This window comes from Pseudomonas sp. MYb2, assembly GCF_002979955.1.
Classification (GTDB): domain Bacteria; phylum Pseudomonadota; class Gammaproteobacteria; order Pseudomonadales; family Pseudomonadaceae; genus Aquipseudomonas.
Genome location: NZ_PCQC01000015.1, coordinates 25,708 through 49,720, shown reverse-complemented (window position 1 = coordinate 49,720; position 24,013 = coordinate 25,708). Strand labels below are relative to the sequence as shown.

Here is a 24,013-nt window from a genome sequence, read left to right as displayed (position 1 = left end):
CTCGCACCGCCCTCCCCTTCTGCAAGCCTGGATGCCATGCTGACTTGGTTACAACGTAATTCCCTGACTTTTCCGCCATTGGAAAAGGCCATGCGCGACCCCAACGGACTGCTCGCCGCCGGTGGCGATCTGTCGGCCGACCGACTGATTCAGGCTTATCGGCATGGCTGTTTTCCGTGGTTTTCCGAGGGCCAGCCGATTCTCTGGTGGTCACCGGATCCACGCACTGTGCTGTTTCCCGACGAACTGCATGTCTCGCGCAGTCTCGGTAAATTGCTGCGCAAAGCGCGCTATCAAGTGACCTTCGATCAGGACTTCGACGCGGTGATACGCGCCTGTGCTGCGCCCCGGGATTACGCCGATGGCACCTGGATCACCGAAGCGATGCAGGATGCCTACATTGAACTGCATCGGCGCGGCTTCGCCCATTCGGTGGAGGTTTGGGATGAGGGCGAGTTGGTCGGCGGCCTCTATGGCTTGGCCATGGGCCAATTGTTCTTCGGCGAATCGATGTTCAGCCGTGCCGACAACGCTTCGAAATATGGTTTTGCCACGCTGGTGCGCCATCTGAAAGATTCGGAGTTCGTGCTGATCGACTGCCAGATGCCAACCGATCATCTGCACAGTCTCGGCGCCCGGGCCATTCCCCGCGACGAATTCGCTGATTATCTGGCCCGGCACCTGGATCAACCCAATCGTGCCACCTGGGTTTGCTGAGCGACTTTTGCGCGCGTGGCTTACACTTAATTCACCAGCTTATCCCGAGGGTTGATCATGACCGAGTTGGCGCGGTTGAAGTTCTATGCCACTCAGCCTCACTCTTGCAGTTATCTGCCCGAGGAGCAGGCCACGACCCTGTTTCTCGATCCGAGCCAGCCCATGGATGTGCATGTCTACGCAGACCTGTCGGAAATGGGCTTTCGTCGCAGCGGCGATCATCTGTACCGCCCGCATTGCCAGAACTGCAATGCGTGCGTGCCTGCGCGCATTCCGGTGGCGCAGTTCACACCCAATCGTCAGCAGAAGCGGATTTTCAAACGCAACACGGATTTGCAGGTGCGCCCGGCCAAACCGCAGTTCAGCGAAGAATACTTCGATCTGTACCAGCGCTACATCGAACAACGCCACGCTGACGGCGATATGTACCCGCCAAGCCGTGATCAATTCTCGACTTTTCTGGTCCGTGACCTGCCCTTCTCGCGCTTTTACGAATTCCGACTCGACGGACGGTTACTGGCCGTGGCGGTGACCGATTTGCTGCCGAACGGTTTGTCAGCGGTGTACACCTTCTACGAACCCGCCGAAGAGCGCCGCAGCCTTGGCCGATTTGCCATCCTCTGGCAAATCGCCGAGGCACAGCGCCTCGGGCTTGAGGCGGTGTACCTTGGTTACTGGATCAAGAACTGCAAAAAGATGAACTACAAGACGCAATATCGACCCATCGAATTGCTGATTAATCAGCGCTGGGTCATCCTCAACTAAACCCAAGCCGTAAACCCCTTGGCGTAAACCCCATTTTTCGGGCACAATGCACGCCGCTTTTGCCTGGCGCAGTTGCACCGGGCCATTCATTGGATACCGAGGGCTTTACTGCATGTCGAAAGAAGACAGCTTCGAAATGGAAGGCACTGTCGTCGACACCCTGCCCAACACCATGTTTCGTGTGGAGTTGGAAAATGGGCACGTCGTAACCGCGCATATTTCCGGCAAGATGCGCAAGAACTACATTCGTATTCTTACCGGTGACAAAGTGCGCGTCGAGCTGACGCCCTATGACTTGAGCAAAGGGCGCATCACTTACCGCGCTCGTTAATCAAGTCAATACAGAACGCCCGGTTTATGCCGGGCGTTTTTGTTTGTCTGCGTTTTGGGGTTTTGGGGGCATATCCGTTTTCTCGGGTGCTGCCGCTGGCGGTTTCGCTCTTACAGCGAGCCCCTTTTTCAAACGCCAAAAAGGAACCAAAAGGCTTTGCCCCTGGCGTACGGCACTTCGCTGAGGCTCAGTGTTCCCTCGCTACGGTGTCCATCCGGGGGCATCGCCTACGGTTTGCTTCGCTGCACCTCCTCTCGATGTATGCGGCTACGCCGCACGGCGCTGCGCGCCTAACCCCGGATGAACACCTTCGCTCGGCCTGCCGATGGGGCAAAAGATCAAAAACCAAAGCAAGATCAAGAGCTAGATCAAGAGCCCCTCACCCTAGCCCTCCCGAAACGTCGGACCGCCCGTAGGGAGAGGGGACTGACCGAGGTGTTTGGCAGAGTTACGCCGACGTGAAATACCGAGTTGAACTCAGATTTTGAAAGGCCCACAAATCAGCTCCCTCTCCTCGGGGAGAGGGCTGGGGTGAGGGGTGCATCCAACACCGAACAAAAGCCGACCGCATGCTCTTCACCACTCAACAGGATGAGCGTTAGCTCGGCTGCAGCTCTTGATCTGTAAGGCGACGTCGGAAGGCTGAGTGGAGGGATTGATCCGGGCGTGGGAGCGCAGCGACCGTTTGGCGAAGCCAAACACAGCGAGAGGAGGTGCAGCGCAGCAAACCGTAGGCGCTGCGCCCGGATCGATCCCGCAGCGAAGGGACCCCGAGCCCCAGCGAGCGGGCCGCACGTAGGAGCAAGCGTTTTTTGCTTACTTTTTTTGGCGTTTGAAAAAAAGTGAGTCGCCGTAAGGGCGAAACCGTAACAAGCCATCACCGCAGCAACGGATATTCACCCAAAAACCCAAACGACAAATAACAAAAAGGCGCCCGAAGGCGCCTTCCCAATCAACATCAAACCGTCAGGCCATCTCAGCCGTAGTCTCGAAGTCAAACGTCAACTCACCATCCTTGATGTCGATGTGAACCACACCGCCATGCTCGGCCAGCTCGCCAAACAGAATCTCCTCCGCCAACGGACGCTTGATCTTGTCCTGGATCAGACGTGCCATCGGACGCGCACCCATCGCCGAGTCATAACCACCCGCCGCCAGCCAACTACGCGCGGCATCAGTGACCTCAAGCAGCACACGCTTGTCTTCCAGCTGCGCCTGAAGCTCGGTAAGGAACTTGTCCACCACACTTTTGATGACCTCATGACTGAGGCGACCAAACTGGATAATGGTGTCCAGACGGTTACGGAATTCCGGCGTGAAGCTCTTCTTGATCACTTCCATCGCGTCAGACGAGTGGTCCTGATGGGTGAAACCGATCGAAGCACGCGCCGCCGTTTCGGCACCGGCGTTGGTGGTCATGATCACGATCACGTTGCGGAAGTCCGCCTTGCGTCCGTTGTTGTCGGTCAGCGTACCGTGATCCATCACCTGCAACAGCAGGTTGAAGACTTCCGGATGCGCCTTCTCGATTTCATCGAGCAGCAATACGCAATGCGGTTGCTTGGTGATCGCTTCGGTCAAAAGACCACCCTGATCGAAACCGACATAGCCTGGAGGTGCACCGATCAGACGCGATACAGTGTGACGCTCCATGTACTCGGACATGTCGAAGCGAACCAGTTCGATCCCCAACGCCTTGGCCAATTGCCGCGCGGCCTCGGTTTTACCGACACCGGTCGGCCCTGCGAACAGGAACGAACCGACTGGCTTGTCCGGCGACTTCAAGCCGGCACGGGACAGCTTGATCGCAGTCGACAGCGAATCGATCGCCGCGTCCTGACCAAACACCGTCAGCTTCAGGTCACGTTCCAGGTTACGCAGCAGTTCCTTGTCGGAACTGGTGACGTGTTTAGGCGGGATCCGCGCGATTTTCGCGACGATGTCTTCGACCTGTGGCACTTCAATGCGCTTCACACGTTTTTCGACCGGTTGCAGACGCTGATAGGCGCCCGCCTCGTCGATCACGTCGATGGCCTTGTCCGGCATGTGCCGGTCATTGATGTAACGCGACGCCAGTTCAGCAGCGGCGCGCAACGACTCATCGCTGTATTCGATGTTGTGGTGCTGCTCGAAACGCCCTTTCAGGCCGCGCAGGATACCGATGGTGTCTTCCACCGATGGCTCGACGACATCGACTTTCTGGAAGCGACGCGCCAAGGCACGGTCCTTCTCGAAGATGCCGCGAAATTCCTGGAACGTGGTCGAGCCGATGCAGCGAATGTCGCCAGACGACAGCAGTGGCTTGAGCAGATTCGAAGCGTCCATGACCCCGCCCGACGCAGCGCCGGCACCAATAATGGTGTGGATCTCGTCGATGAACAGGATCGCCTGCGGACGTTTTTTCAGTTCATTGAGCAGCGCCTTGAAGCGCTTCTCGAAATCACCGCGATACTTGGTCCCCGCGAGCAGGGCGCCAAGATCGAGCGAGTAGACAACGCTGTTGGCCAGCAGATCAGGCACCTGGTTGTCGACAATGCGCTTGGCCAGGCCTTCGGCAATCGCGGTTTTACCCACGCCCGCTTCACCGACCAGCAGCGGATTGTTTTTGCGTCGGCGCGCGAGAATCTGCGCGACACGCTCGACTTCCGATTCACGGCCGACCAGCGGATCAATGCGACCCTGGCGCGCCAGTTCGTTGAGGTTGCTGGCATAAGCATCCAGAGGATTGCCTGAAGAAGAAGACTCACCGCCCTCATCGTCCTGCATATCTTGTTCACCTTCAGAGTGATCGCCATGCCCCGGCACTTTGGAAATGCCGTGAGCGATGTAGTTGACGACATCGATGCGCGCAACGCTCTGCTGTTTCAGCAGGAACACCGCCTGACTCTCTTGCTCACTGAAGATGGCAACCAGCACGTTGGCGCCGGTTACTTCGCGTTTGCCCGAGCTCTGTACGTGGAAAACAGCACGTTGCAGTACACGCTGAAAGCCCAGGGTTGGCTGGGTTTCGCGATCTTCGTCATGAACGGGGATCAATGGCGTGGTGGAGTCGATGAACTCCTGCAGGTCATGCTTGAGTTTGTCGAGGTTTGCGCCGCAGGCACGCAAAACGGTGGCGGCAGCCTCATTGTCCAATAGGGCCAGCAAAAGGTGTTCGACGGTCATGAATTCATGACGTTTCGAACGAGCCTCCTTGAAGGCTAGATTGAGGGTGACTTCGAGCTCGCGGTTTAACATAGCTTCACCTCATACCCAAGTGGTCGGCGATTAACCGTCCTTCTCGATTTCACAGAGTAGCGGATGCTGGCTTTCCCTGGCGTACTGGTTGACCTGCATGGCCTTTGTCTCGGCGATGTCGCGGGTAAACACTCCACATACTGCCCGTCCTTCTGTGTGGACGGCCAGCATGACCTTGGTCGCCAGCTCGCGATTCAGGTTAAAAAACACCTCGAGCACTTCGACGACGAAATCCATCGGTGTGTAGTCATCATTGAACAAAACCACCTTGTACATTGGCGGCGCCTGTAACGCAGGCTTTGCTTCCTGAACAGCAACGCCTGCCGAATCGTCGTCGTGCTCCTGTGGAAGATCCTTTTGGAGAAGCGGGCGATCCTGATTGAATGTTAGTCGAATCTGGCTGATTGCATGCATGGGAAAGAAAGGTTCGTCAGTTGTGCAAATACAGTGGTGGGGGCGGTTGTCCACGTTTTCAACTCCGACTGCCCGGTCACCTTGACTATCGGGAAAACGGTGTTACAACCAATAGAGCCCACAGTGGGTAAAAAAGATCCGCGGAGTCAATTCTTTTAACGGATTAGATTGCGGATGACCTGGATGATACTCCAGCGATGGAGTCTGTTGCAGAGGGATTTGAGCATGGCTGTCGGCAAGGTGAAATGGTTCAACAATGCCAAGGGATTCGGCTTTATCAATACCGATGCCCGCGAAGGCCGCGATGAGGATGGCAAAGACATCGATTTCTTTGCCCATTACTCGGCCATTGAAATGGAAGGGTATAAAACCCTCAAGGCCGGACAACTGGTGAAATTCGACATCGTGCAGGGCCCGAAAGGCTTGCATGCGGTGAAGATTGCGTCGGCCGAAGCCAAACAAGAAGCGCCCCCGATCACCACCGAAAAACAAACGGTGACCAGCTGACGCCTCAGAACCTTCAGCCATAAAAAACCGCCCTCCTCAATCATCTGAGTCGGGCGGTTTTTTCGTTTGCCGGTGTTTCTTACATATGCGAAATCAGCGCATCACCGAAGCCCGAAGACGAAACCAGTTTCGCCCCGTCCATCAGACGCTCGAAGTCATAGGTCACGGTCTTGGCCGAGATAGCGCCATTGGTGCCCTTGATGATCAGATCCGCCGCTTCCGTCCAGCCCATGTGGCGCAGCATCATTTCTGCCGAAAGAATCAACGAACCCGGGTTGACCTGGTCCTTGCCGGCGTATTTCGGCGCCGTACCGTGGGTGGCTTCGAACATCGCCACGGTGTCGGACAGGTTGGCGCCCGGCGCAATACCGATACCGCCCACTTCCGCCGCCAGGGCGTCGGAAAGGTAGTCGCCGTTCAAGTTCAGGGTCGCGATGACATCGTATTCCGCCGGGCGCAGCAGGATCTGCTGGAGCATGGCGTCGGCGATGGCGTCCTTGACCACAACGTTCTTGCCGGTTTTCGGGTTTTTGAACTGCATCCACGGGCCGCCGTCGAGCAGGGTCGCGCCGAACTCTTCGGCGGCCACTTCGTAGGCCCACTCTTTGAAGGCACCTTCGGTGAACTTCATGATGTTGCCTTTGTGCACGATGGTCAGCGAATCGCGGTCGTTATCGACCACATATTGCAGGGCCTTGCGTGCCAGGCGCTTGGTGCCTTCCAGCGAAACCGGCTTGACGCCGATGCCGCAGTTTTCGTCGAAACGGATCTTGGTGACGCCCATTTCTTCTTTAAGGAACTTGATGACCTTGGTGGCTTCCGGCGAACCGGCCTTCCACTCAATGCCGGCATAGATGTCTTCGGAGTTCTCGCGAAAGATGGTCATGTCGACGTCACCTGGCTTTTTCACCGGGCTCGGCACGCCTTCGAACCAGCGCACCGGGCGCAGGCAGACGTACAGGTCGAGTTGCTGACGCAGGGCCACGTTCAGCGAGCGGATGCCACCACCGACCGGCGTGGTCAGCGGGCCTTTGATGGAAACCACGTAGTCCTTGACTGCATCGAGGGTTTCCTGAGGCAGCCAGGTGTCCTGATCGTAAACCTGAGTGGCTTTTTCCCCGGCGTAGACTTCCATCCAGGAAATCTTGCGCTTACCGCCGTATGCCTTTTGAACTGCAGCATCGACAACCTTGATCATCACCGGACTGATGTCGACACCAATGCCGTCACCTTCGATGAAGGGGATGATCGGGTTATCAGGAACATTGAGAGAATGGTCTGCATTGACGGAGATTTTGTCGCCGACGGCTGGAACCTGAATCTTCTTGTAACCCATGCTGAACTCCATTGTTTGGATTGAACATCTGGCTTGGTTCGAGCGTAACCCAGTTAAATCAACACGCAAACCCTCAGTTCCCGGCATTCGCACAAGTCGTTTCGTACAAGCCTGAAAGCAAAGGGAAAAGCGCCAAACTCAAGCATTCCCATTGACCTTAGTCGCCATCCTGCCCTGCGACCTTTAGACCAATGGACGAGAATCGTTGCATATGAACCATCGGCAGATTGCCAGCTACCTATGTATAATGCCGCCCGCTGACCACAGGGTCACGACGGCTGGCCTCTCTAGTACGAGACTTTCCGCCTGATTGGTCGGGTTGTTACCGCAGCCTGACTGCTTGACGCTCTACTGATGCACCCAACATCACCGCGAAGAATCTCGACATTCGGTTCATGGATGACTTTGAACGAACGCGCTTACCCGGCGCCCCTCGAGTTTCTGCGCACGCTTTAGCAAAGAAGAGAGAGTTAATCCGAATATGCCCACCCGCTCGAAGATCATCTATACCTTCACCGACGAAGCTCCTGCCCTCGCCACCTATTCCCTGCTGCCGATCATCGAGGCTTACACCGCCTCGGCCGATATCGCCGTGGAAACCCGCGATATCTCTCTTGCAGCACGCATCCTGGCAAGCTTCCCCGAGCAACTGGGCGACAAAGCCGTAGCCGACCACCTCGCTGAACTGGGCGACCTGGCCGTTACGCCTGAAGCCAATATCATCAAGCTGCCGAACATCAGCGCTTCGGTGCCACAGCTGCAAGCCGCGATCAAAGAGCTGCAAGCTCAGGGTTACAACCTGCCGGACTACCCGGAAACCGTAACCAGCGACGCCGACAAAGACGCCAAGGCGCGTTACGACAAGGTCAAGGGCAGCGCCGTGAACCCGGTTCTGCGTGAAGGCAACTCCGACCGCCGCGCACCGCTGTCGGTGAAGAACTATGCGCGCAAGCACCCGCACAAAATGGGCGCCTGGGCCAAAGACTCCAAGTCCCACGTCGCTCACATGAGCACCGGCGATTTCTACGGTAGCGAAAAAGCTGCCCTGATCGACGCCGCTGACGCCGTGAAGATCGAGCTGATCGCCAAAGACGGCACCGCAACCGTTCTGAAAGAAAAAACCACCGTTCAGGCTGGCGAGATCCTCGACTGCGCCGTGATGAGCAAAAACGCCCTGCGCGCGTTCATCGCAGCTGAAATCGAAAGCGCCAAGGCCCAGGGCGTGCTGCTCTCGGTGCACCTGAAAGCGACCATGATGAAGGTCTCCGACCCGATCATGTTCGGCCAGATCGTTGCCGAGTTCTATAAAGATGCCCTGACCAAGCACGCTGAAGTGCTGGCCGAGATCGGCTTCAACCTGAACAACGGCATCGGCGATCTGTACGCGCGCATCAAGGCCCTGCCGGCCGAGCAGCAAGCGCAGATCGAAGCCGACATGGCCGCGGTCTACGCTGCTCGTCCATCGCTGGCGATGGTCAACTCCGACAAAGGCATCACCAACCTGCACGTGCCGAGCGACGTTATCGTCGACGCCTCGATGCCAGCGATGATCCGTGACTCCGGCAAAATGTGGGGCACCGACGGTCAGCTGCACGACACCAAGGCGGTGATCCCGGATCGTTGCTACGCGACCATCTACCAGGCCGTGATCGAAGACTGCAAAGCCAATGGCGCTTTCGACCCGACCACCATGGGCAGCGTGCCAAACGTTGGTCTGATGGCGAAGAAAGCCGAAGAGTACGGCTCGCACGACAAGACCTTCCAGATCAAGGCTGACGGCGTGGTTCGCGTCACCGACAGCAAGGGCAACCTGCTGATGGAACAGGCTGTTGAAGCCGGCGACATCTTCCGCATGTGCCAGACCAAAGACGCGCCGATCCAGGACTGGGTCAAGCTGGCTGTCAACCGTGCTCGCGCCAGCAGCACGCCAGCGATCTTCTGGCTCGACCCGATGCGCGCTCACGATGGCGTAGTGATCGAGAAAGTTCAGGCCTACCTGAAGGATCACGACACGGCCGGTCTGGACATCCAGATCATGGCGCCGGTCGACGCAATGAAGTTCACCCTGCAGCGCACCCGCGAAGGCAAGGACACCATTTCGGTGACCGGCAACGTACTGCGCGACTACCTGACCGACCTGTTCCCGATCATGGAACTGGGCACCAGCGCCAAGATGCTGTCGATCGTGCCGCTGATGAACGGCGGTGGCCTGTTCGAAACCGGCGCCGGCGGTTCGGCTCCGAAGCACGTGCAGCAACTGGTTGAAGAGAACTTCCTGCGCTGGGATTCGCTGGGCGAGTTCCTCGCACTGGCAGCATCCCTTGAGCATCTGGGCGTGAACTACAACAACCCGAAAGCACTGGTGCTGTCGAAGACTCTGGATCAGGCCACTGGCCAGTTCCTCGACAACAACAAGTCGCCATCGCGCAAAGTCGGCAACATCGACAACCGCGGCAGCCACTTCTACCTGGCGATGTACTGGGCTCAGGCCCTGGCCGCCCAGACTGAAGACGCTGCACTGCAAGCGCAGTTCGCGACGCTGGCAAAAACCCTGACCGAGAACGAAGCAACCATCGTTGCCGAGCTCAACGCGGTTCAGGGCAAGCCAGTCGACATCGGCGGTTACTACCACGCCAATGCCGAGCTGATCAGCAAGGCCATGCGCCCGAGCGCAACCCTCAACGCAGCGATTGCTGCGCTGGTTTAAGGTTGTAAAGGGAACATCACAAACCCCGGCCCTGTGCCGGGGTTTGTGTTTCCGGGCTTTATGATCACCACAAAACCCTGTGGGAGCTGGCTTGCCAGCGATAGCGGTGGATCAGTCACCTTCAATGCTGAATGATAGGCCGCCATCGCTGGCAAGCCAGCTCCCACAGGGATCGGGTTCCAATATTCAGAAACGAGGACACCGCATGGAATGGCTCCCCCACATCACCGTCGCCACCATCGTCGAGGACAACGGTCGCTTCCTGATGGTTGAAGAGCACAAGGCCGGGCGCAATGTGCTCAACCAGCCCGCCGGCCATCTCGACCCGGACGAAACGCTGATCGAAGCCGCCGTGCGCGAAACCCTCGAAGAAACCGGCTGGGACGTCGAACCCACCGGCGTCATTGGCATTTATCTGTACACCGCCCCAAGCAACGGCGTGACCTACCAACGCGTGTGCTTCAGCGCCAAAGCCTTGAAACATCACGCGGATTACCAATTGGACGATGGCATCGTCGGCGCCAAGTGGCTGACCCGCGACGAATTAATCGCCCAGCGCGACAACTGGCGCAGTGAGCTGATCATCCGTTGCATCGACGATTATCTGGCCGGCCATCACTTCAGCCTCGAACTGATCCGCCCTTCTCTTTAGCCTTGAGGCCGTGAGCCTGATAGAATCGCGTCCTTTTTCAAGACACTCATTGAATCCCTATGCGTGATCCAGCCCCTTCTGACACATCCAAGAAGCGCGTCATTGTCGGCATGTCCGGCGGCGTGGACTCTTCCGTTTCCGCTCTCCTGCTGATCGAGCAGGGTTACGAGGTGGAAGGCCTGTTCATGAAGAACTGGGAAGAAGACGACGGAACGGAATACTGCACCGCCATGGACGACCTGGCGGATGCTCAGGCTGTCTGCGACAAAATCGGTATCAAACTGCACACCGCCAACTTCGCCGCCGAGTACTGGGACAACGTGTTCGAGCACTTCCTCGCCGAATACAAGGCCGGTCGTACGCCGAACCCGGACATCCTGTGTAACCGCGAGATCAAGTTCAAGGCGTTCCTCGACTACGCCATGATGCTCGGCGCCGACCTGATTGCCACCGGCCACTACGTGCGCCGCCGCGACATCGATGGCCGCACCGAACTGCTCAAAGGCCTCGATCCGAACAAGGATCAGAGCTACTTCCTGCACGCCGTCGGCGGCGAACAGATCGCCAAGACCCTGTTCCCGGTCGGCGAACTGGAGAAGCCGGAAGTGCGCGCAATTGCCGAGAAATACGAGCTGGCGACCGCCAAGAAGAAAGACTCCACCGGGATCTGCTTCATCGGCGAGCGTCGTTTCAGCGATTTCCTCAAGCAATACCTGCCAGCGCAACCGGGCGAGATCAAAACCACCGAAGGCGAAGTCATCGGCCGTCACCACGGTTTGATGTACCACACCATCGGTCAGCGCCAGGGCCTCGGTATCGGCGGCTTGAAAGACGCCGGCGATGAGCCGTGGTACGTGCTGCGCAAGGATCTGGACACCAACGAATTGATCGTCGGCCAGGGCAACAACCATCCGTGGCTGTTCTCCGGCGCCCTGCTCGCTTCGGAAATCTATTGGGTCAACCCGATCGACCTGAGCCAGCCGCTGCGCCTGACCGCCAAGGTTCGCTATCGCCAGAGTGACCAGGCCTGCACCCTGGAAAAAACCACCAACGGCTACCGCGCCGTGTTCGACGAACCGCAACGCGCGGTGACGCCGGGCCAATCGGTGGTGTTCTATGACGGTGAAATCTGCCTCGGTGGCGGCGTGATCGAAGTGGCCGAGCCATGGAGCGGCCAGGCATGAGCCCGACTCAGGAGCAACTGACGGCGCTCGGCGGCGTGTTTCTCGCCGCCGTGCTGGTCGACCGGATCGCCAAGACCGGCCAGACCAGCGAGGCCGGCCTGACCTGCATGCTCGGCAGTCTGCTGGTGCGCGACCCAAAGGACACGCTGGACGTGTACGGCGGCGACGATCTCAATCTGCGTGAAGGTTACCGAGCGCTGATCGGCGCCCTCGAACGCGACCCGAGTACGTTGCAGCGTGAACCGCTGCGGTATGCCCTGTCGATGCTCGGTCTGGAACGTCAACTGGCCAAGCGCGACGACATGCTCGACATCATCGGCAAGCGTCTGCCGCAGATCCAGTCGCAGGTCGAGCATTTCGGCCCGGCCCACGAAAACGTGGTCGCGGCTTGCGGTGCGCTGTATCAGGACACCCTGAGTACCCTGCGCCAACGCATCCAGGTGCACGGCGACATGCGCAACCTGCAGCAACCGAGCAACGCTTCGAAAATTCGCGCCCTGCTGCTCGCCGGCATTCGTTCGGCACGCCTGTGGCGACAGCTCGGCGGTCATCGCTGGCAGTTGGTGATCAGCCGGCGCAAGCTGCTCAAAGAGCTGTATCCGTTGATGCGCAACGAGTAAACGCCACGCAATAAAAGCTTTGTAGTCTGTAACGCGTAATACGCCGGTCAGTTGGCAACGGACCGGCGGATTTTTTCATGTATGATACGCGCCCCATTTCGTTGCCCGACTGTCCGAGAACACCCCATGCAGCTTTCTTCGCTCACTGCGGTTTCCCCTGTTGACGGCCGCTACGCCGGCAAAACCCAGGCCCTGCGCCCGATTTTCAGCGAGTACGGCCTGATCCGTGCCCGCGTTCTGGTTGAAGTGCGCTGGCTCCAGCGCCTGGCCGCCCACGCTGGCATTCCTGAAGTGCCAGCCTTCTCCGCCGAGGCCAACGCCGTTCTCAATGAACTGGCTGAAAACTTCTCGCTGGAGCACGCCGAGCGCGTCAAAGAGATCGAGCGCACCACCAACCACGACGTCAAAGCGATCGAATACCTGCTCAAAGAGCAGGCGGCCAAGCTGCCGGAGCTGGCCCAGGTCAGCGAGTTCATTCACTTTGCCTGCACCAGCGAAGACATCAACAACCTGTCCCACGCCCTGATGCTGCGCGAAGGCCGTGACGACGTGATGCTGCCGCTGATGCGCCAGACCGCCGAAGCCATCCGCGAACTGGCCATCCGTTTCGCTGACGTGCCGATGCTGTCGCGTACCCACGGCCAGCCGGCTTCGCCGACTACTCTGGGTAAAGAGCTGGCGAACGTGGTTTACCGTCTCGAGCGTCAGATCGCTCAGGTCGCTGCCGTGCCGCTGCTGGGCAAGATCAACGGCGCCGTCGGCAACTACAACGCGCACCTGTCGGCCTACCCGCAGATCGACTGGGAAGCCAACGCCCGCGCCTTCATCGAAGACGAACTGGGCCTGGGCTTCAACCCGTACACCACGCAGATCGAACCGCACGACTACATCGCCGAGCTGTTCGACGCGATCGCGCGCTTCAACACCATCCTGATCGACTTCGACCGTGACATCTGGGGCTACATCTCCCTGGGTTATTTCAAACAGCGCACCATCGCTGGCGAAATCGGCTCGTCGACCATGCCGCACAAGGTCAACCCGATCGACTTCGAAAACTCCGAAGGCAACCTGGGCATCGCCAACGCGCTGTTCCAGCACCTGGCGAGCAAACTGCCGATCTCCCGCTGGCAGCGCGACCTGACCGACTCCACCGTACTGCGCAACCTCGGTGTCGGCTTCGCCCACAGCGTGATCGCCTACGAAGCCAGCCTCAAAGGCATCAGCAAACTGGAGCTCAACGAGCAGAAGATTGCCGCTGACCTCGACGCGTGCTGGGAAGTCTTGGCTGAGCCGATCCAGACCGTGATGCGCCGCTATAACATCGAAAACCCGTACGAGAAGCTGAAAGAACTGACCCGCGGCAAGGGCATCAGCCCGGAAGCGTTGCAGACTTTCATCGACGGCCTGGACATGCCTGCGCAAGCGAAAGCCGAGCTCAAGCAACTGACTCCGGCCAACTACATCGGCAACGCTGTAGCGCAAGCCAAACGCATCTGATCGACCGTTTGCCCCGTTTGAGACGCCCGGCCGCGCCGGGCGTTTTTATTCCCGTCTGAAAAGTGCTTTTTTTCAATAGGTTACATATGAATCCCGATATTCCTCTTCAACTTCTGGGCGGCATCACAGCACGTGAGTTCCTGCGCGACTACTGGCAGAAAAAGCCGCTGCTGATCCGCCAGGCGATTCCTGACTTCGAAAGCCCGATCGACGCCGACGAACTGGCCGGCCTGGCCCTGGAAGAAGAAGTCGAATCGCGCCTGGTGATCGAGCACGGCGAGCGCCCATGGGAACTGCGTCGCGGCCCGTTCGCTGAAGACGAATTCAGCAAGCTGCCGGAAAAAGAGTGGACCCTGCTGGTTCAAGCCGTCGATCAATTCGTCCCGGAAGTCAGCGAGCTGCTGGAAAACTTCCGCTTCCTGCCGAGCTGGCGCGTCGACGACGTGATGATCAGCTTCGCCGCCCCGGGTGGCAGCGTCGGTCCGCACTTCGACAACTACGACGTGTTCCTGCTGCAAGGCCACGGCAAGCGCAACTGGAAAATCGGCCAGATGTGCGATTCCGAGAGCCCGTTGCTGCAACACGCCGATCTGCGCATCCTCGCCGAATTCCACGAAACCGAAGAATGGGTTCTGGAACCAGGCGACATGCTCTACCTGCCGCCGCGTCTGGCTCACTGCGGTGTCGCGGTCGACAACTGCATGACCTACTCGGTCGGTTTCCGCGCGCCGAGCGCCTCTGAAGTGCTGACCCACTTCACCGATTTCCTCAGCCAGTTCCTGACTGACGAAGAGCGCTACACCGATGCTGACGCCAAGCCAGCCGTCGATCCGCACCAGATTCAGCACGATGCCCTGGATCGCCTGAAAAGCCTGCTCGCCGAGCACATGAGCGATGAGCGCCTGCTGCTGACCTGGTTCGGCCAGTACATGACCGAGCCGCGTTATCCAGAGCTGGTGGTTGGCCCGGAAGACGTCGAAGAAGAAGATTTCCTCAGCGCTCTGCAGGATGGCGCCATCTTGATCCGCAACCCGAGCGCGCGCCTGGCGTGGTCGGAAGTCGATGACGATCTGCTGTTGTTCGCCAGCGGCCAGAGCCGTTACCTGCCGGGCAAGCTGCGCGAACTGCTGAAGCTGATCTGCGCCGCTGACGCCCTGCACACCGAGAACCTCGGTGAGTGGCTGAACGACGAAGACGGTCGCGGCCTGCTCTGCGAACTGGTCAAGCAAGGTAGCCTGGGGTTCGCTGATGAATAAAATTCGCGTTCGTGTCGCAGACTGGCAGAAGGACATCGCCGAGATCCGGCGCATTCGTGAAACGGTGTTCATTGCCGAGCAATCGGTGCCACCTGAGCTGGAATGGGACGCGGATGACGCGACCGCCGTACATTTTCTGGCGTTTGAAGGCGACTTTCCGATTGGCACTGCGCGTCTGTTGCCTGATGGGCACATCGGCCGCGTTTCCGTGCTGAAAGACTGGCGCGGGATGAAAGTCGGTGATGCGCTGATGCAAGCGGTGATTGCTGAAGCTGAAGAGCGTGGCTTGAAGCAGCAGATGCTCAGTGCACAGGTGCAGGCCACGGCGTTCTATGAGCGTCTGGGCTTCAGCCTGGTCAGCGAGGAATTCCTCGAAGCCGGGATTCCGCATGTCGACATGGTTCGCCATTCGGCCTGAGCCCCGCCCTGATCGTTCCCACGCTCTGCGTGGGAATGCCCTCGGGACGCTCCGCGTCCCTTGCGGCATGTGACGCAGAGCGTCACTGGCTGCATTCCCACGCAGAGCGTGGGAACGATCACGCCCCGGCATCACCGATGCCGGGGCGTTTTGCTGTCTACGATTCAACTTGCCCCACCCAAGGCCGACAAACTGGCAATATCAAGCCTTTCGAAAGCGGAGATAACGGACATGTCCCTACGCACCCTGCTCACCACCTTGCTGCTCGGCTGCAGTTTTTCGGTGATGGCAGCCACAGAAATCGTGCCTCTCAATTACCGCACCAGCACCGACATGCTGCCAATGGCGCAAGACTTCCTCGGCAAGGACGGTCAGGTCAGCGCCTACGGCAACCAACTGATCATCAAGGCAGAGCCGGACAAGATCCAGGAACTCAAGGCGCTGATCACCCAGCTCGACACCGCGCCCAAGCGCCTGCTGATCACCGTCGACACCAACGAAAACAATGGTCGGGGCGACGAGGGTTATTCGGTCAATGGCGCCCAGCCAAGTCAAACCCGCATCATCAGCCGCAGCACCACCAGCCGTAACGGCGGCGTGCAACAGGTGCAAGCCAGCGAAGGCATGCCGGCGCTGATCCAGGTCGGGCAAAGCGTGCCGATCACCAACGTGCAGAGCGATTCCTATGGCGGTTACAACAGCCAGACCCAATACCGCAACGTCACTCGAGGGTTTTACGTCACCGCCAGCGTCACCGGCGACACCGTTCACCTGGCGATCACTACCAACAATGACCGAATGAGCCAGGAACGTTCCGATGTAGTGAACGTACAAAGTACCGACACAACTGTCAGCGGACGCCTCGGTGAATGGATCACCCTCGCCGGCGTCAACAGCCAGACCCAGGCTGACAAACAGGGCCTGACCCGCAGCTACTCGACTCAAGGTCGGGATGACATGACCTTGCGGGTCAAAGTCGACACGTTGGACTAAAGCACCGAAAACTGACTGATTAGTCGTATTAGACGAAAGATGTAGTGCTTGAAAAAAAGCACTACAAAACGTTTGACGAGGCAAAAAAGCGAAGGCATGATGGCCTCGCTCCCGCTAATCAGAGGCCCTGGCAAGGGCCTTCGAAGCGATGTTCGCACCTACCCCGCGAACCGTTTCGTGTCTGTACCGCCCACAAGGTGTGTTTGACGAGGTTGCCGACTGGAACGAAGTTGTCCCGAGGGACGGAAGCGTAATTAGGTAACCCGGCTCCACACTGTAGACCGTATAAAGGCCCACGACGCCCGAATGCGCCCGCAGTCCGCCACTACCTGCTCACTTCCCCTCGAGCCCATCGTTCATCCCGTCGCCTACCCCGCCGAAACCGACTTGACCACCTAAGCTTCTGGTCAGCGAGCGCAGGAATTTTCCACCGCAGAACAACTTTTCATAAAAGACGCGACGAGGTTTATCTCCATGGCACTGACACGCGAACAGCAAATTGCAGCCCTCGAAAAAGACTGGGCTGAAAACCCGCGCTGGAAAGGCGTGACACGCACTTACTCCGCTGCTGACGTCGTCCGTCTGCGTGGCTCGGTTCAACCTGAGCACACCTTTGCAAAAATGGGCGCCGACAAGCTGTGGAACCTGGTCACCCAGGGTGCCAAGCCGTCCTTCCGTCCTGAGAAAGATTTCGTCAACTGCATGGGCGCCCTGACCGGTGGCCAGGCTGTTCAGCAGGTTAAAGCCGGTATCCAGGCGATCTACCTGTCGGGCTGGCAGGTTGCTGCGGACAACAACTCCGCAGAATCCATGTACCCGGACCAGTCGCTGTACCCGGTGGATTCGGTTCCAACCGTGGTCAAGCGCATCAACAACTCGTTCCGTCGTGCTGACCAGATCCAGTGGAAAGCCGGCAAGAACCCGGGCGACGACGGCTATATCGACTACTTCGCGCCGATCGTGGCTGACGCTGAAGCCGGTTTCGGTGGCGTTCTGAACGCTTACGAGCTGATGAAGAGCATGATCGAAGCAGGCGCCGCCGGCGTTCACTTCGAAGACCAACTGGCTTCCGTGAAAAAATGCGGCCACATGGGCGGTAAAGTACTGGTTCCTACCCAGGAAGCCGTACAGAAGCTGACCGCTGCACGTCTGGCCGCTGACGTTGCCGGTACGCCGACCATCATCCTGGCCCGTACCGACGCGAACGCTGCTGACCTGCTGACTTCCGATTGCGACCCGTACGACCAGCCGTTCGTGACTGGCGAGCGCACTCAGGAAGGTTTCTACAAGGTTCGCGCTGGCCTCGATCAAGCCATCGCTCGTGGCCTGGCTTACGCGCCATACGCCGACCTGATCTGGTGCGAAACCGCCAAGCCGGATCTGGACGAGGCTCGTCGCTTCGCTGAAGCGATCAAAAAGGAATACCCGGACCAACTGCTGTCGTACAACTGCTCGCCTTCCTTCAACTGGAAGAAAAACCTGGACGACGCGACCATCGCCAAGTTCCAGCGCGAACTGTCCGCCATGGGTTACAAGCACCAGTTCATCACTCTGGCCGGCATTCACAACATGTGGCACAGCATGTTCAACCTGGCGCACGACTACGCCCGCAACGACATGACTGCCTACGTGAAGCTGCAAGAGCAGGAATTCGCTGACGCCGCCAAGGGTTACACCTTCGTGGCTCACCAGCAGGAAGTGGGCACCGGCTACTTCGACGACATGACCACCGTGATTCAAGGTGGCTCGTCTTCGGTAACCGCACTGACCGGTTCGACTGAAGAAGAACAGTTCCACTGATCTGCTTCGCCTGAGCAAACGGCCCCTGCGGATCGAATAGAAAGCTAACCGCAGAGCCGAAAAACTGACGCCCCGACTGGTTCGGGGCGTTTTTTTGCCCCGATTTAATGAACACCACAAATCCCTGTAGGAGTGAGCCTGCTCGCGATAGAGGTGTGTCAGCTTGCGCATACTGTGACTGACCCACCGCTATCGCGAGCAGGCTCACTCCTACAGGGATCGGCGTCGTTCGGAGAAAACATTGATCCAGCGCGGTACATCCGTCAGAAAAATCCGCTAAAACGGGCGCCGTCGCTACTTGCAGTAACGCGCAAGTAAGACAACTTCCCAACTTCCATCCCGTTAAACAGTTACAAAACCACTCCAAACGATATCAATTATCATTTAGCCGCAACTATGTTCGTTACATTCCCTACAAAACATTATTTGCATAAACCCGCCTAATGCCCGCAACGCATGGGCTGCAGGGCAGTGGAGATGCGCTATGTCCTTATTCCAATAAATAATTTCGCTATAGGAATTTTACTTGCAGGGTGTTTAGCCATAAAATCAGCGCGATTGATTGCTGCGACATATCGTCACTGCCTATTTCTTTATCAAGCTCAGAGACCTTTGCTCTCTGTTAAGGATTACCAGCATGCCCGAAGCGACAGGACTCATGGCCCACAACTGGGGCTTTGCCATTTTCCTTCTGGGTGTCGTCGGCCTGTGTGCCTTCATGCTTGGCGTCTCCAGCCTCCTCGGGTCAAAAGCCTGGGGTCGCAGCAAAAACGAACCGTTCGAGTCCGGCATGCTACCTACCGGTGGCGCCCGCTTGCGGCTCTCAGCCAAATTCTATCTGGTCGCGATGCTCTTCGTGATCTTCGATATCGAAGCCCTCTTTCTCTTTGCATGGTCTGTGTCCGTCCGCGAAAGCGGCTGGACCGGATTCGTCGAAGCTCTCGTTTTCATAGCAATTCTGTTGGCAGGTCTTGTCTACCTGTTCCGAGTGGGCGCCCTTGACTGGGCTCCGGAAGCTCGTCGCAAGCGGCAGGCGAAGCTGAAACAATGAGGCTTTGGCAATGCAATACAATCTCACCAGGATCGACCCCGATGCTCCTAACGAGCAGTATCCGATTGGCGAACGGGAAACCGTTTCCGATCCGTTAGAAGATCAAGTCCACAAAAACATTTTCATGGGCAAGCTGGAAGACGTGCTGAGTGGCGCGGTCAACTGGGGACGTAAGAACTCCCTGTGGCCGTACAACTTCGGCCTGTCGTGCTGCTACGTGGAAATGACCACCGCCTTCACGGCGCCCCACGACATCGCGCGCTTTGGCGCCGAAGTCATCCGGGCATCGCCGCGTCAGGCCGACTTCATGGTTATCGCCGGTACCTGCTTCATCAAGATGGCGCCGATCATTCAGCGTCTCTACGAGCAGATGCTCGAGCCGAAGTGGGTTATCTCCATGGGTTCGTGCGCCAACTCCGGTGGCATGTACGACATCTACTCTGTGGTTCAAGGGGTGGACAAGTTCCTGCCCGTGGACGTCTACGTACCTGGCTGCCCGCCCCGTCCAGAAGCATTTCTGCAAGGCTTGATGCTGTTGCAGGAATCGATTGGACAGGAGCGTCGCCCGCTTTCCTGGGTCGTTGGTGATCAAGGCGTTTATCGCGCCGACATGCCTTCGCAGAAGGAACAGCGCCGCGAACAGCGAATCGCAGTCACCAATCTGCGCAGCCCTGACGAAGTCTGATCCAGATCTGTTCTTAAAAAAGAAACGAGAAGCTGGCTTCATTCTTTACGTTGACCGAAAGCGAAAAAATAACCATGACTACAGGCAGCGCTCTGTACATCCCGCCTTATAAGGCAGACGACCAGGATGTGGTCGTTGAATTGAACAACCGTTTTGGCGCCGAAGCGTTCACCGCTCAGTCGACCCGCACCGGCATGCCGGTGCTGTGGGTTGCGCGCGCCAGGCTCGTTGAAGTCCTGACTTTCCTGCGCAACCTGCCCAAGCCGTACGTCATGCTCTATGACCTGCACGGCGTGGACGAGCGTCTGCGCACCAAGCGTCAAGGCCTGCCGAGCGACGCCGAGTTCACCGTGTTCTATCACCTCATGTCGCTGGAGCGTAATAGTGACGTGATGATCAAGGTCGCCTTGTCCGAAAGCGACCTCAGCTTGCCGACCGTCACCAGCATCTGGCCGAACGCCAACTGGTACGAGCGTGAAGTCTGGGACATGTTCGGTATCGACTTCAAAGGTCACCCGCACCTGTCGCGCATCATGATGCCGCCGACCTGGGAAGGTCACCCGCTGCGCAAGGACTTCCCGGCGCGTGCGACCGAATTCGATCCGTACAGCCTCAACCTCGCCAAGCAACAGCTTGAGGAAGAAGCCGCGCGCTTCCGTCCTGAAGACTGGGGCATGAAACGCTCCGGGACGAACGAGGACTACATGTTCCTCAACCTCGGCCCGAACCACCCTTCGGCGCACGGTGCGTTCCGCATCATTCTGCAGCTGGACGGCGAAGAGATCGTCGACTGCGTACCGGACATCGGTTACCACCACCGTGGTGCCGAGAAGATGGCCGAGCGTCAGTCCTGGCACAGTTTCATCCCGTACACCGACCGTATCGATTACCTCGGCGGCGTGATGAACAACCTGCCGTACGTGCTCTCGGTCGAGAAGCTGGCCGGCATCAAGGTGCCCGAGAAGGTCGACGTCATCCGCATCATGATGGCCGAGTTCTTCCGGATCACCAGCCACCTGCTGTTCCTGGGTACTTACATCCAGGACGTTGGTGCGATGACGCCGGTGTTCTTCACCTTCACCGACCGCCAGAAGGCGTACACGGTGATCGAAGCCATTACCGGTTTCCGTCTGCACCCGGCCTGGTACCGCATCGGTGGCGTTGCCCACGACCTGCCGCGCGGCTGGGAAAAACTGGTGAAAGACTTCGTTGAATGGCTGCCAAAACGCCTCGACGAATACACCAAGGCTGCCCTGCAGAACAGCATCCTCAAGGGTCGTACCATCGGCGTCGCCCAGTACAACACCAAAGAAGCCCTGGAATGGGGTGTCACCGGTGCCGGCCTGCGTTCGACCGGTTGCGATTTCGACCTGCGTAAAGCGCGTCCGTACTCCGGCTACGAGAACTTCGAGTTCGAAGTACCGCTGGCCGCCAACGGCGATGCCTACGACCGCTGCATGGTTCGCGTCGAAGAGATGCGCCAGAGCATCAAGATCATCGACCAGTGCATGCGCAACATGCCGGAAGGCCCGTACAAGGCGGATCACCCGCTGACCACGCCGCCGCCGAAAGAGCGCACGCTGCAGCACATCGAAACCTTGATCACGCACTTCCTGCAAGTTTCGTGGGGCCCGGTGATGCCGGCCAACGAATCCTTCCAGATGATCGAAGCGACCAAGGGCATCAACAGTTATTACCTGACGAGCGACGGCGGCACCATGAGCTACCGTACCCGGATCCGCACTCCAAGCTTCCCGCATCTGCAACAGATCCCTTCGGTGATCAAAGGCAGCATGGTCGCGGACTTGATTGCGTACCTGGGTAGTATCGACTTCGTTATGGCCGACGTGGACCGCTAAGCATGAACAGCACGCTTATCCAGACAGACCGTTTCACCCTCAGTGAAACCGAGCGCTCGGCCATCGAGCACGAGCTGCATCACTACGAAGACCCGCGCGCGGCGTCGATCGAAGCCCTGAAGATCGTTCAGAAAGAACGCGGCTGGGTGCCGGATGGCGCCCTGTACGCGATCGGCGAGATTCTCGGCATCCCCGCCAGCGACGTTGAAGGTGTGGCGACGTTCTATAGCCAGATTTTCCGTCAGCCGGTTGGCCGTCACATCATTCGCGTCTGCGACAGCATGGTCTGCTACATCGGCGGCCACGAGTCGGTGGTCAGCGAAATCCAGAACAATCTGGGCATCGGCCTGGGTCAGACCACCACCGACGGTCGTTTCACCCTGCTGCCTGTCTGCTGCCTCGGCAACTGCGACAAGGCACCGGCGCTGATGATCGACGACGACACCTTTGGTGATGTGCAGCCTGCTGGCGTCGCCAAACTGCTCGAGGGCTACGTATGACCCTGACATCTTTCGGTCCTGCCAACCGCATTCAGCGTTCGGCCGAGACTCACCCGCTGACCTGGCGTCTGCGCGATGACGGCGAAGCCGTGTGGCTCGACGAGTACCAGGCCAAGAACGGTTACGCCGCTGCGCGCAAAGCCTTCGCCGACATGGATCAGGACGCCATCGTCCAGACTGTGAAAGACGCAGGCTTGAAAGGTCGCGGCGGTGCAGGCTTCCCCACGGGTGTGAAGTGGGGCCTGATGCCCAAAGACGAATCCATCAACATCCGCTACCTGCTGTGCAACGCGGATGAAATGGAGCCGAACACCTGGAAAGACCGCATGCTGATGGAGCAACTGCCCCATCTGCTGATCGAAGGCATGCTGATCAGTGCTCGCGCGCTGAAAACCTACCGTGGCTACATCTTCCTGCGTGGCGAATACACCACCGCCGCCAAGCACTTGAACCGTGCCGTGGAAGAAGCCAAGGCTGCGGGCCTGCTGGGGAAAAACATTCTCGGCAGCGGTTTCGATTTCGAGCTGTTCGTCCACACCGGCGCCGGGCGTTACATCTGCGGTGAAGAAACCGCACTGATCAACTCCCTCGAAGGCCGCCGCGCCAACCCGCGCTCCAAGCCGCCCTTCCCTGCCGCTGTTGGCGTGTGGGGCAAGCCGACCTGCGTGAACAACGTGGAAACCCTGTGCAACGTGCCGGCGATCATTGCCGACGGCGTTGACTGGTACAAATCGTTGGCCCGCGAAGGCAGCGAAGACATGGGCACCAAGCTCATGGGCTTCTCCGGCAAAGTGAAAAACCCGGGCCTGTGGGAACTGCCATTCGGCGTCACCGGTCGCGAGTTGTTCGAAGACTACGCCGGCGGCATGCGCGACGGCTTCAAACTCAAGGCCTGGCAGCCAGGCGGCGCCGGTACCGGTTTCCTCCTGCCAGAACACCTCGACGCGCAAATGTACGCCGGCGGCATCGCCAAAGTGGGCACCCGTATGGGTACCGGCCTGGCCATGGCGGTGGACGACAGCGTCAACATGGTCTCGTTGCTGCGCAACATGGAGCAGTTCTTTGCCCGTGAGTCGTGCGGTTTCTGCACCCCGTGCCGCGATGGTTTGCCATGGAGCGTCAAGCTGCTGATGGCCATCGAACAAGGCCGCGGTCAGCCAGGCGACATCGAGACCCTGCTGGGTCTGGTCAACTTCCTCGGCCCGGGCAAGACCTTCTGTGCTCACGCACCGGGTGCCGTGGAACCATTGGGCAGTGCCATCAAATACTTCCGTCCAGAGTTCGAAGCCGGTATCGCGCCAGTCAGCGCCGCCGTCCCGCCTCTGGCAAGGCCGATCGTAATCGGCGCGTAAACGCTTAACAGGTGAAGGGCCTGGGCCTTTCACCTCCTGCGATGACGCCTTTCGAGGCTGGTTTGATTCGCACGGATAACAAGATTCCATTAGCCACGCCCGCTGACACCGGGCCAACGAAGACCTTTGAAC

21 protein-coding genes are annotated in these 24,013 nt (G+C 58.6%); 18 read left to right on the top strand and 3 right to left on the bottom strand.

The features are described 5' to 3' along the window. Positions 1-36: 36 nt before the first annotated feature. From aat to infA, 3 genes are all read left to right on the top strand, one after another. Positions 37-717 carry a leucyl/phenylalanyl-tRNA--protein transferase gene (gene aat / locus CQ009_RS21815; RefSeq protein ID WP_064390669.1) on the top strand — a complete coding sequence of 227 codons (681 nt, stop codon included), beginning with the start codon at positions 37-39 and terminating at the stop codon, positions 715-717. A 57-nt stretch (positions 718-774) separates the two neighbouring features. After that, positions 775-1,482 (top strand): arginyltransferase, encoded by a 708-nt coding sequence (locus CQ009_RS21810; RefSeq protein ID WP_007908064.1) that lies wholly within the window; start codon positions 775-777, stop codon positions 1,480-1,482. A gap of 112 nt (positions 1,483-1,594) precedes the next feature. Further along, complete coding sequence (gene infA / locus CQ009_RS21805; protein ID WP_002553999.1) at positions 1,595-1,813, top strand: translation initiation factor IF-1; 219 nt, start codon at positions 1,595-1,597, stop codon at positions 1,811-1,813. 966 nt (positions 1,814-2,779) lie between these two features. Here infA and clpA read toward each other — a convergent pair. Together clpA and clpS are read right to left on the bottom strand one after the other, a co-directional pair. After that, positions 2,780-5,050, bottom strand: coding sequence for an ATP-dependent Clp protease ATP-binding subunit ClpA (gene clpA / locus CQ009_RS21800; RefSeq protein WP_016987404.1), 2,271 nt, complete (start codon positions 5,048-5,050; stop codon positions 2,780-2,782). Between the two features lie 30 nt (positions 5,051-5,080). Next, on the bottom strand, positions 5,081-5,464 hold the full coding sequence (clpS, locus tag CQ009_RS21795; protein ID WP_011334948.1) for an ATP-dependent Clp protease adapter ClpS: 384 nt from the start codon (positions 5,462-5,464) through the stop codon (positions 5,081-5,083). Between the two features lie 225 nt (positions 5,465-5,689). On the opposite strand from clpS, the gene CQ009_RS21790 reads away from it, so the two are divergent. Beyond that, a complete protein-coding gene (locus CQ009_RS21790; protein WP_105708688.1) occupies positions 5,690-5,971 on the top strand; it encodes a cold shock domain-containing protein in 282 nt (93 codons plus the stop codon). Between the two features lie 79 nt (positions 5,972-6,050). Here CQ009_RS21790 and icd read toward each other — a convergent pair whose 3' ends face one another. After that, on the bottom strand, positions 6,051-7,307 hold the full coding sequence (icd, locus tag CQ009_RS21785) for an NADP-dependent isocitrate dehydrogenase (protein WP_042559856.1): 1,257 nt from the start codon (positions 7,305-7,307) through the stop codon (positions 6,051-6,053). Between the two features lie 481 nt (positions 7,308-7,788). Here icd and CQ009_RS21780 point away from each other — a divergent pair, with 481 nt between their 5' ends. The 14 genes from CQ009_RS21780 (at position 7,789) to nuoF (ending at position 23,881) form a co-directional block, all read left to right on the top strand. Further along, a complete protein-coding gene (locus CQ009_RS21780; RefSeq protein WP_064390672.1) occupies positions 7,789-10,014 on the top strand; it encodes an NADP-dependent isocitrate dehydrogenase in 2,226 nt (741 codons plus the stop codon). Between the two features lie 205 nt (positions 10,015-10,219). Then, positions 10,220-10,666 (top strand): NUDIX hydrolase, encoded by a 447-nt coding sequence (locus CQ009_RS21775; RefSeq protein WP_105708687.1) that lies wholly within the window; start codon positions 10,220-10,222, stop codon positions 10,664-10,666. A 59-nt stretch (positions 10,667-10,725) separates the two neighbouring features. Then, entirely contained in the window at positions 10,726-11,850 is a 1,125-nt protein-coding gene (gene mnmA, locus CQ009_RS21770; protein ID WP_064390674.1) for a tRNA 2-thiouridine(34) synthase MnmA, read from the top strand. Beyond that, positions 11,847-12,470 (top strand): high frequency lysogenization protein HflD, encoded by a 624-nt coding sequence (hflD, locus tag CQ009_RS21765; RefSeq protein WP_105708686.1) that lies wholly within the window; start codon positions 11,847-11,849, stop codon positions 12,468-12,470. The genes mnmA and hflD overlap by 4 nt, the downstream gene beginning before the upstream one ends. A 126-nt stretch (positions 12,471-12,596) precedes the next feature. Then, complete coding sequence (gene purB / locus CQ009_RS21760; protein WP_064390675.1) at positions 12,597-13,967, top strand: adenylosuccinate lyase; 1,371 nt, start codon at positions 12,597-12,599, stop codon at positions 13,965-13,967. Between the two features lie 86 nt (positions 13,968-14,053). Next, a complete protein-coding gene (locus CQ009_RS21755) occupies positions 14,054-15,223 on the top strand; it encodes a cupin domain-containing protein (protein ID WP_064390676.1) in 1,170 nt (389 codons plus the stop codon). After that, a complete protein-coding gene (locus CQ009_RS21750) occupies positions 15,216-15,641 on the top strand; it encodes a GNAT family N-acetyltransferase (RefSeq protein WP_034155132.1) in 426 nt (141 codons plus the stop codon). The genes CQ009_RS21755 and CQ009_RS21750 overlap by 8 nt, the downstream gene beginning before the upstream one ends. A gap of 231 nt (positions 15,642-15,872) precedes the next feature. After that, positions 15,873-16,634: a secretin N-terminal domain-containing protein gene (locus CQ009_RS21745; protein WP_064390677.1), complete on the top strand. Its 762-nt coding sequence runs from the start codon at positions 15,873-15,875 to the stop codon at positions 16,632-16,634. A 474-nt stretch (positions 16,635-17,108) separates the two neighbouring features. Further along, positions 17,109-18,434, top strand: coding sequence for an isocitrate lyase (gene aceA / locus CQ009_RS21740; protein WP_007920195.1), 1,326 nt, complete (start codon positions 17,109-17,111; stop codon positions 18,432-18,434). Positions 18,435-19,071: 637 nt separating this feature from the next. Continuing rightward, a complete protein-coding gene (locus CQ009_RS21730) occupies positions 19,072-19,485 on the top strand; it encodes an NADH-quinone oxidoreductase subunit A (RefSeq protein ID WP_003223812.1) in 414 nt (137 codons plus the stop codon). Between the two features lie 10 nt (positions 19,486-19,495). Further along, positions 19,496-20,170 (top strand): NADH-quinone oxidoreductase subunit B family protein, encoded by a 675-nt coding sequence (locus tag CQ009_RS21725; RefSeq protein ID WP_003223809.1) that lies wholly within the window; start codon positions 19,496-19,498, stop codon positions 20,168-20,170. 74 nt (positions 20,171-20,244) lie between these two features. Then, positions 20,245-22,029 carry an NADH-quinone oxidoreductase subunit C/D gene (gene nuoC, locus CQ009_RS21720; protein WP_064390678.1) on the top strand — a complete coding sequence of 595 codons (1,785 nt, stop codon included), beginning with the start codon at positions 20,245-20,247 and terminating at the stop codon, positions 22,027-22,029. 2 nt (positions 22,030-22,031) lie between these two features. Beyond that, on the top strand, positions 22,032-22,529 hold the full coding sequence (gene nuoE / locus CQ009_RS21715; protein ID WP_007920186.1) for an NADH-quinone oxidoreductase subunit NuoE: 498 nt from the start codon (positions 22,032-22,034) through the stop codon (positions 22,527-22,529). Continuing rightward, entirely contained in the window at positions 22,526-23,881 is a 1,356-nt protein-coding gene (gene nuoF, locus CQ009_RS21710) for an NADH-quinone oxidoreductase subunit NuoF (RefSeq protein WP_007920184.1), read from the top strand. The genes nuoE and nuoF overlap by 4 nt, the downstream gene beginning before the upstream one ends. Positions 23,882-24,013: the final 132 nt, after the last annotated feature.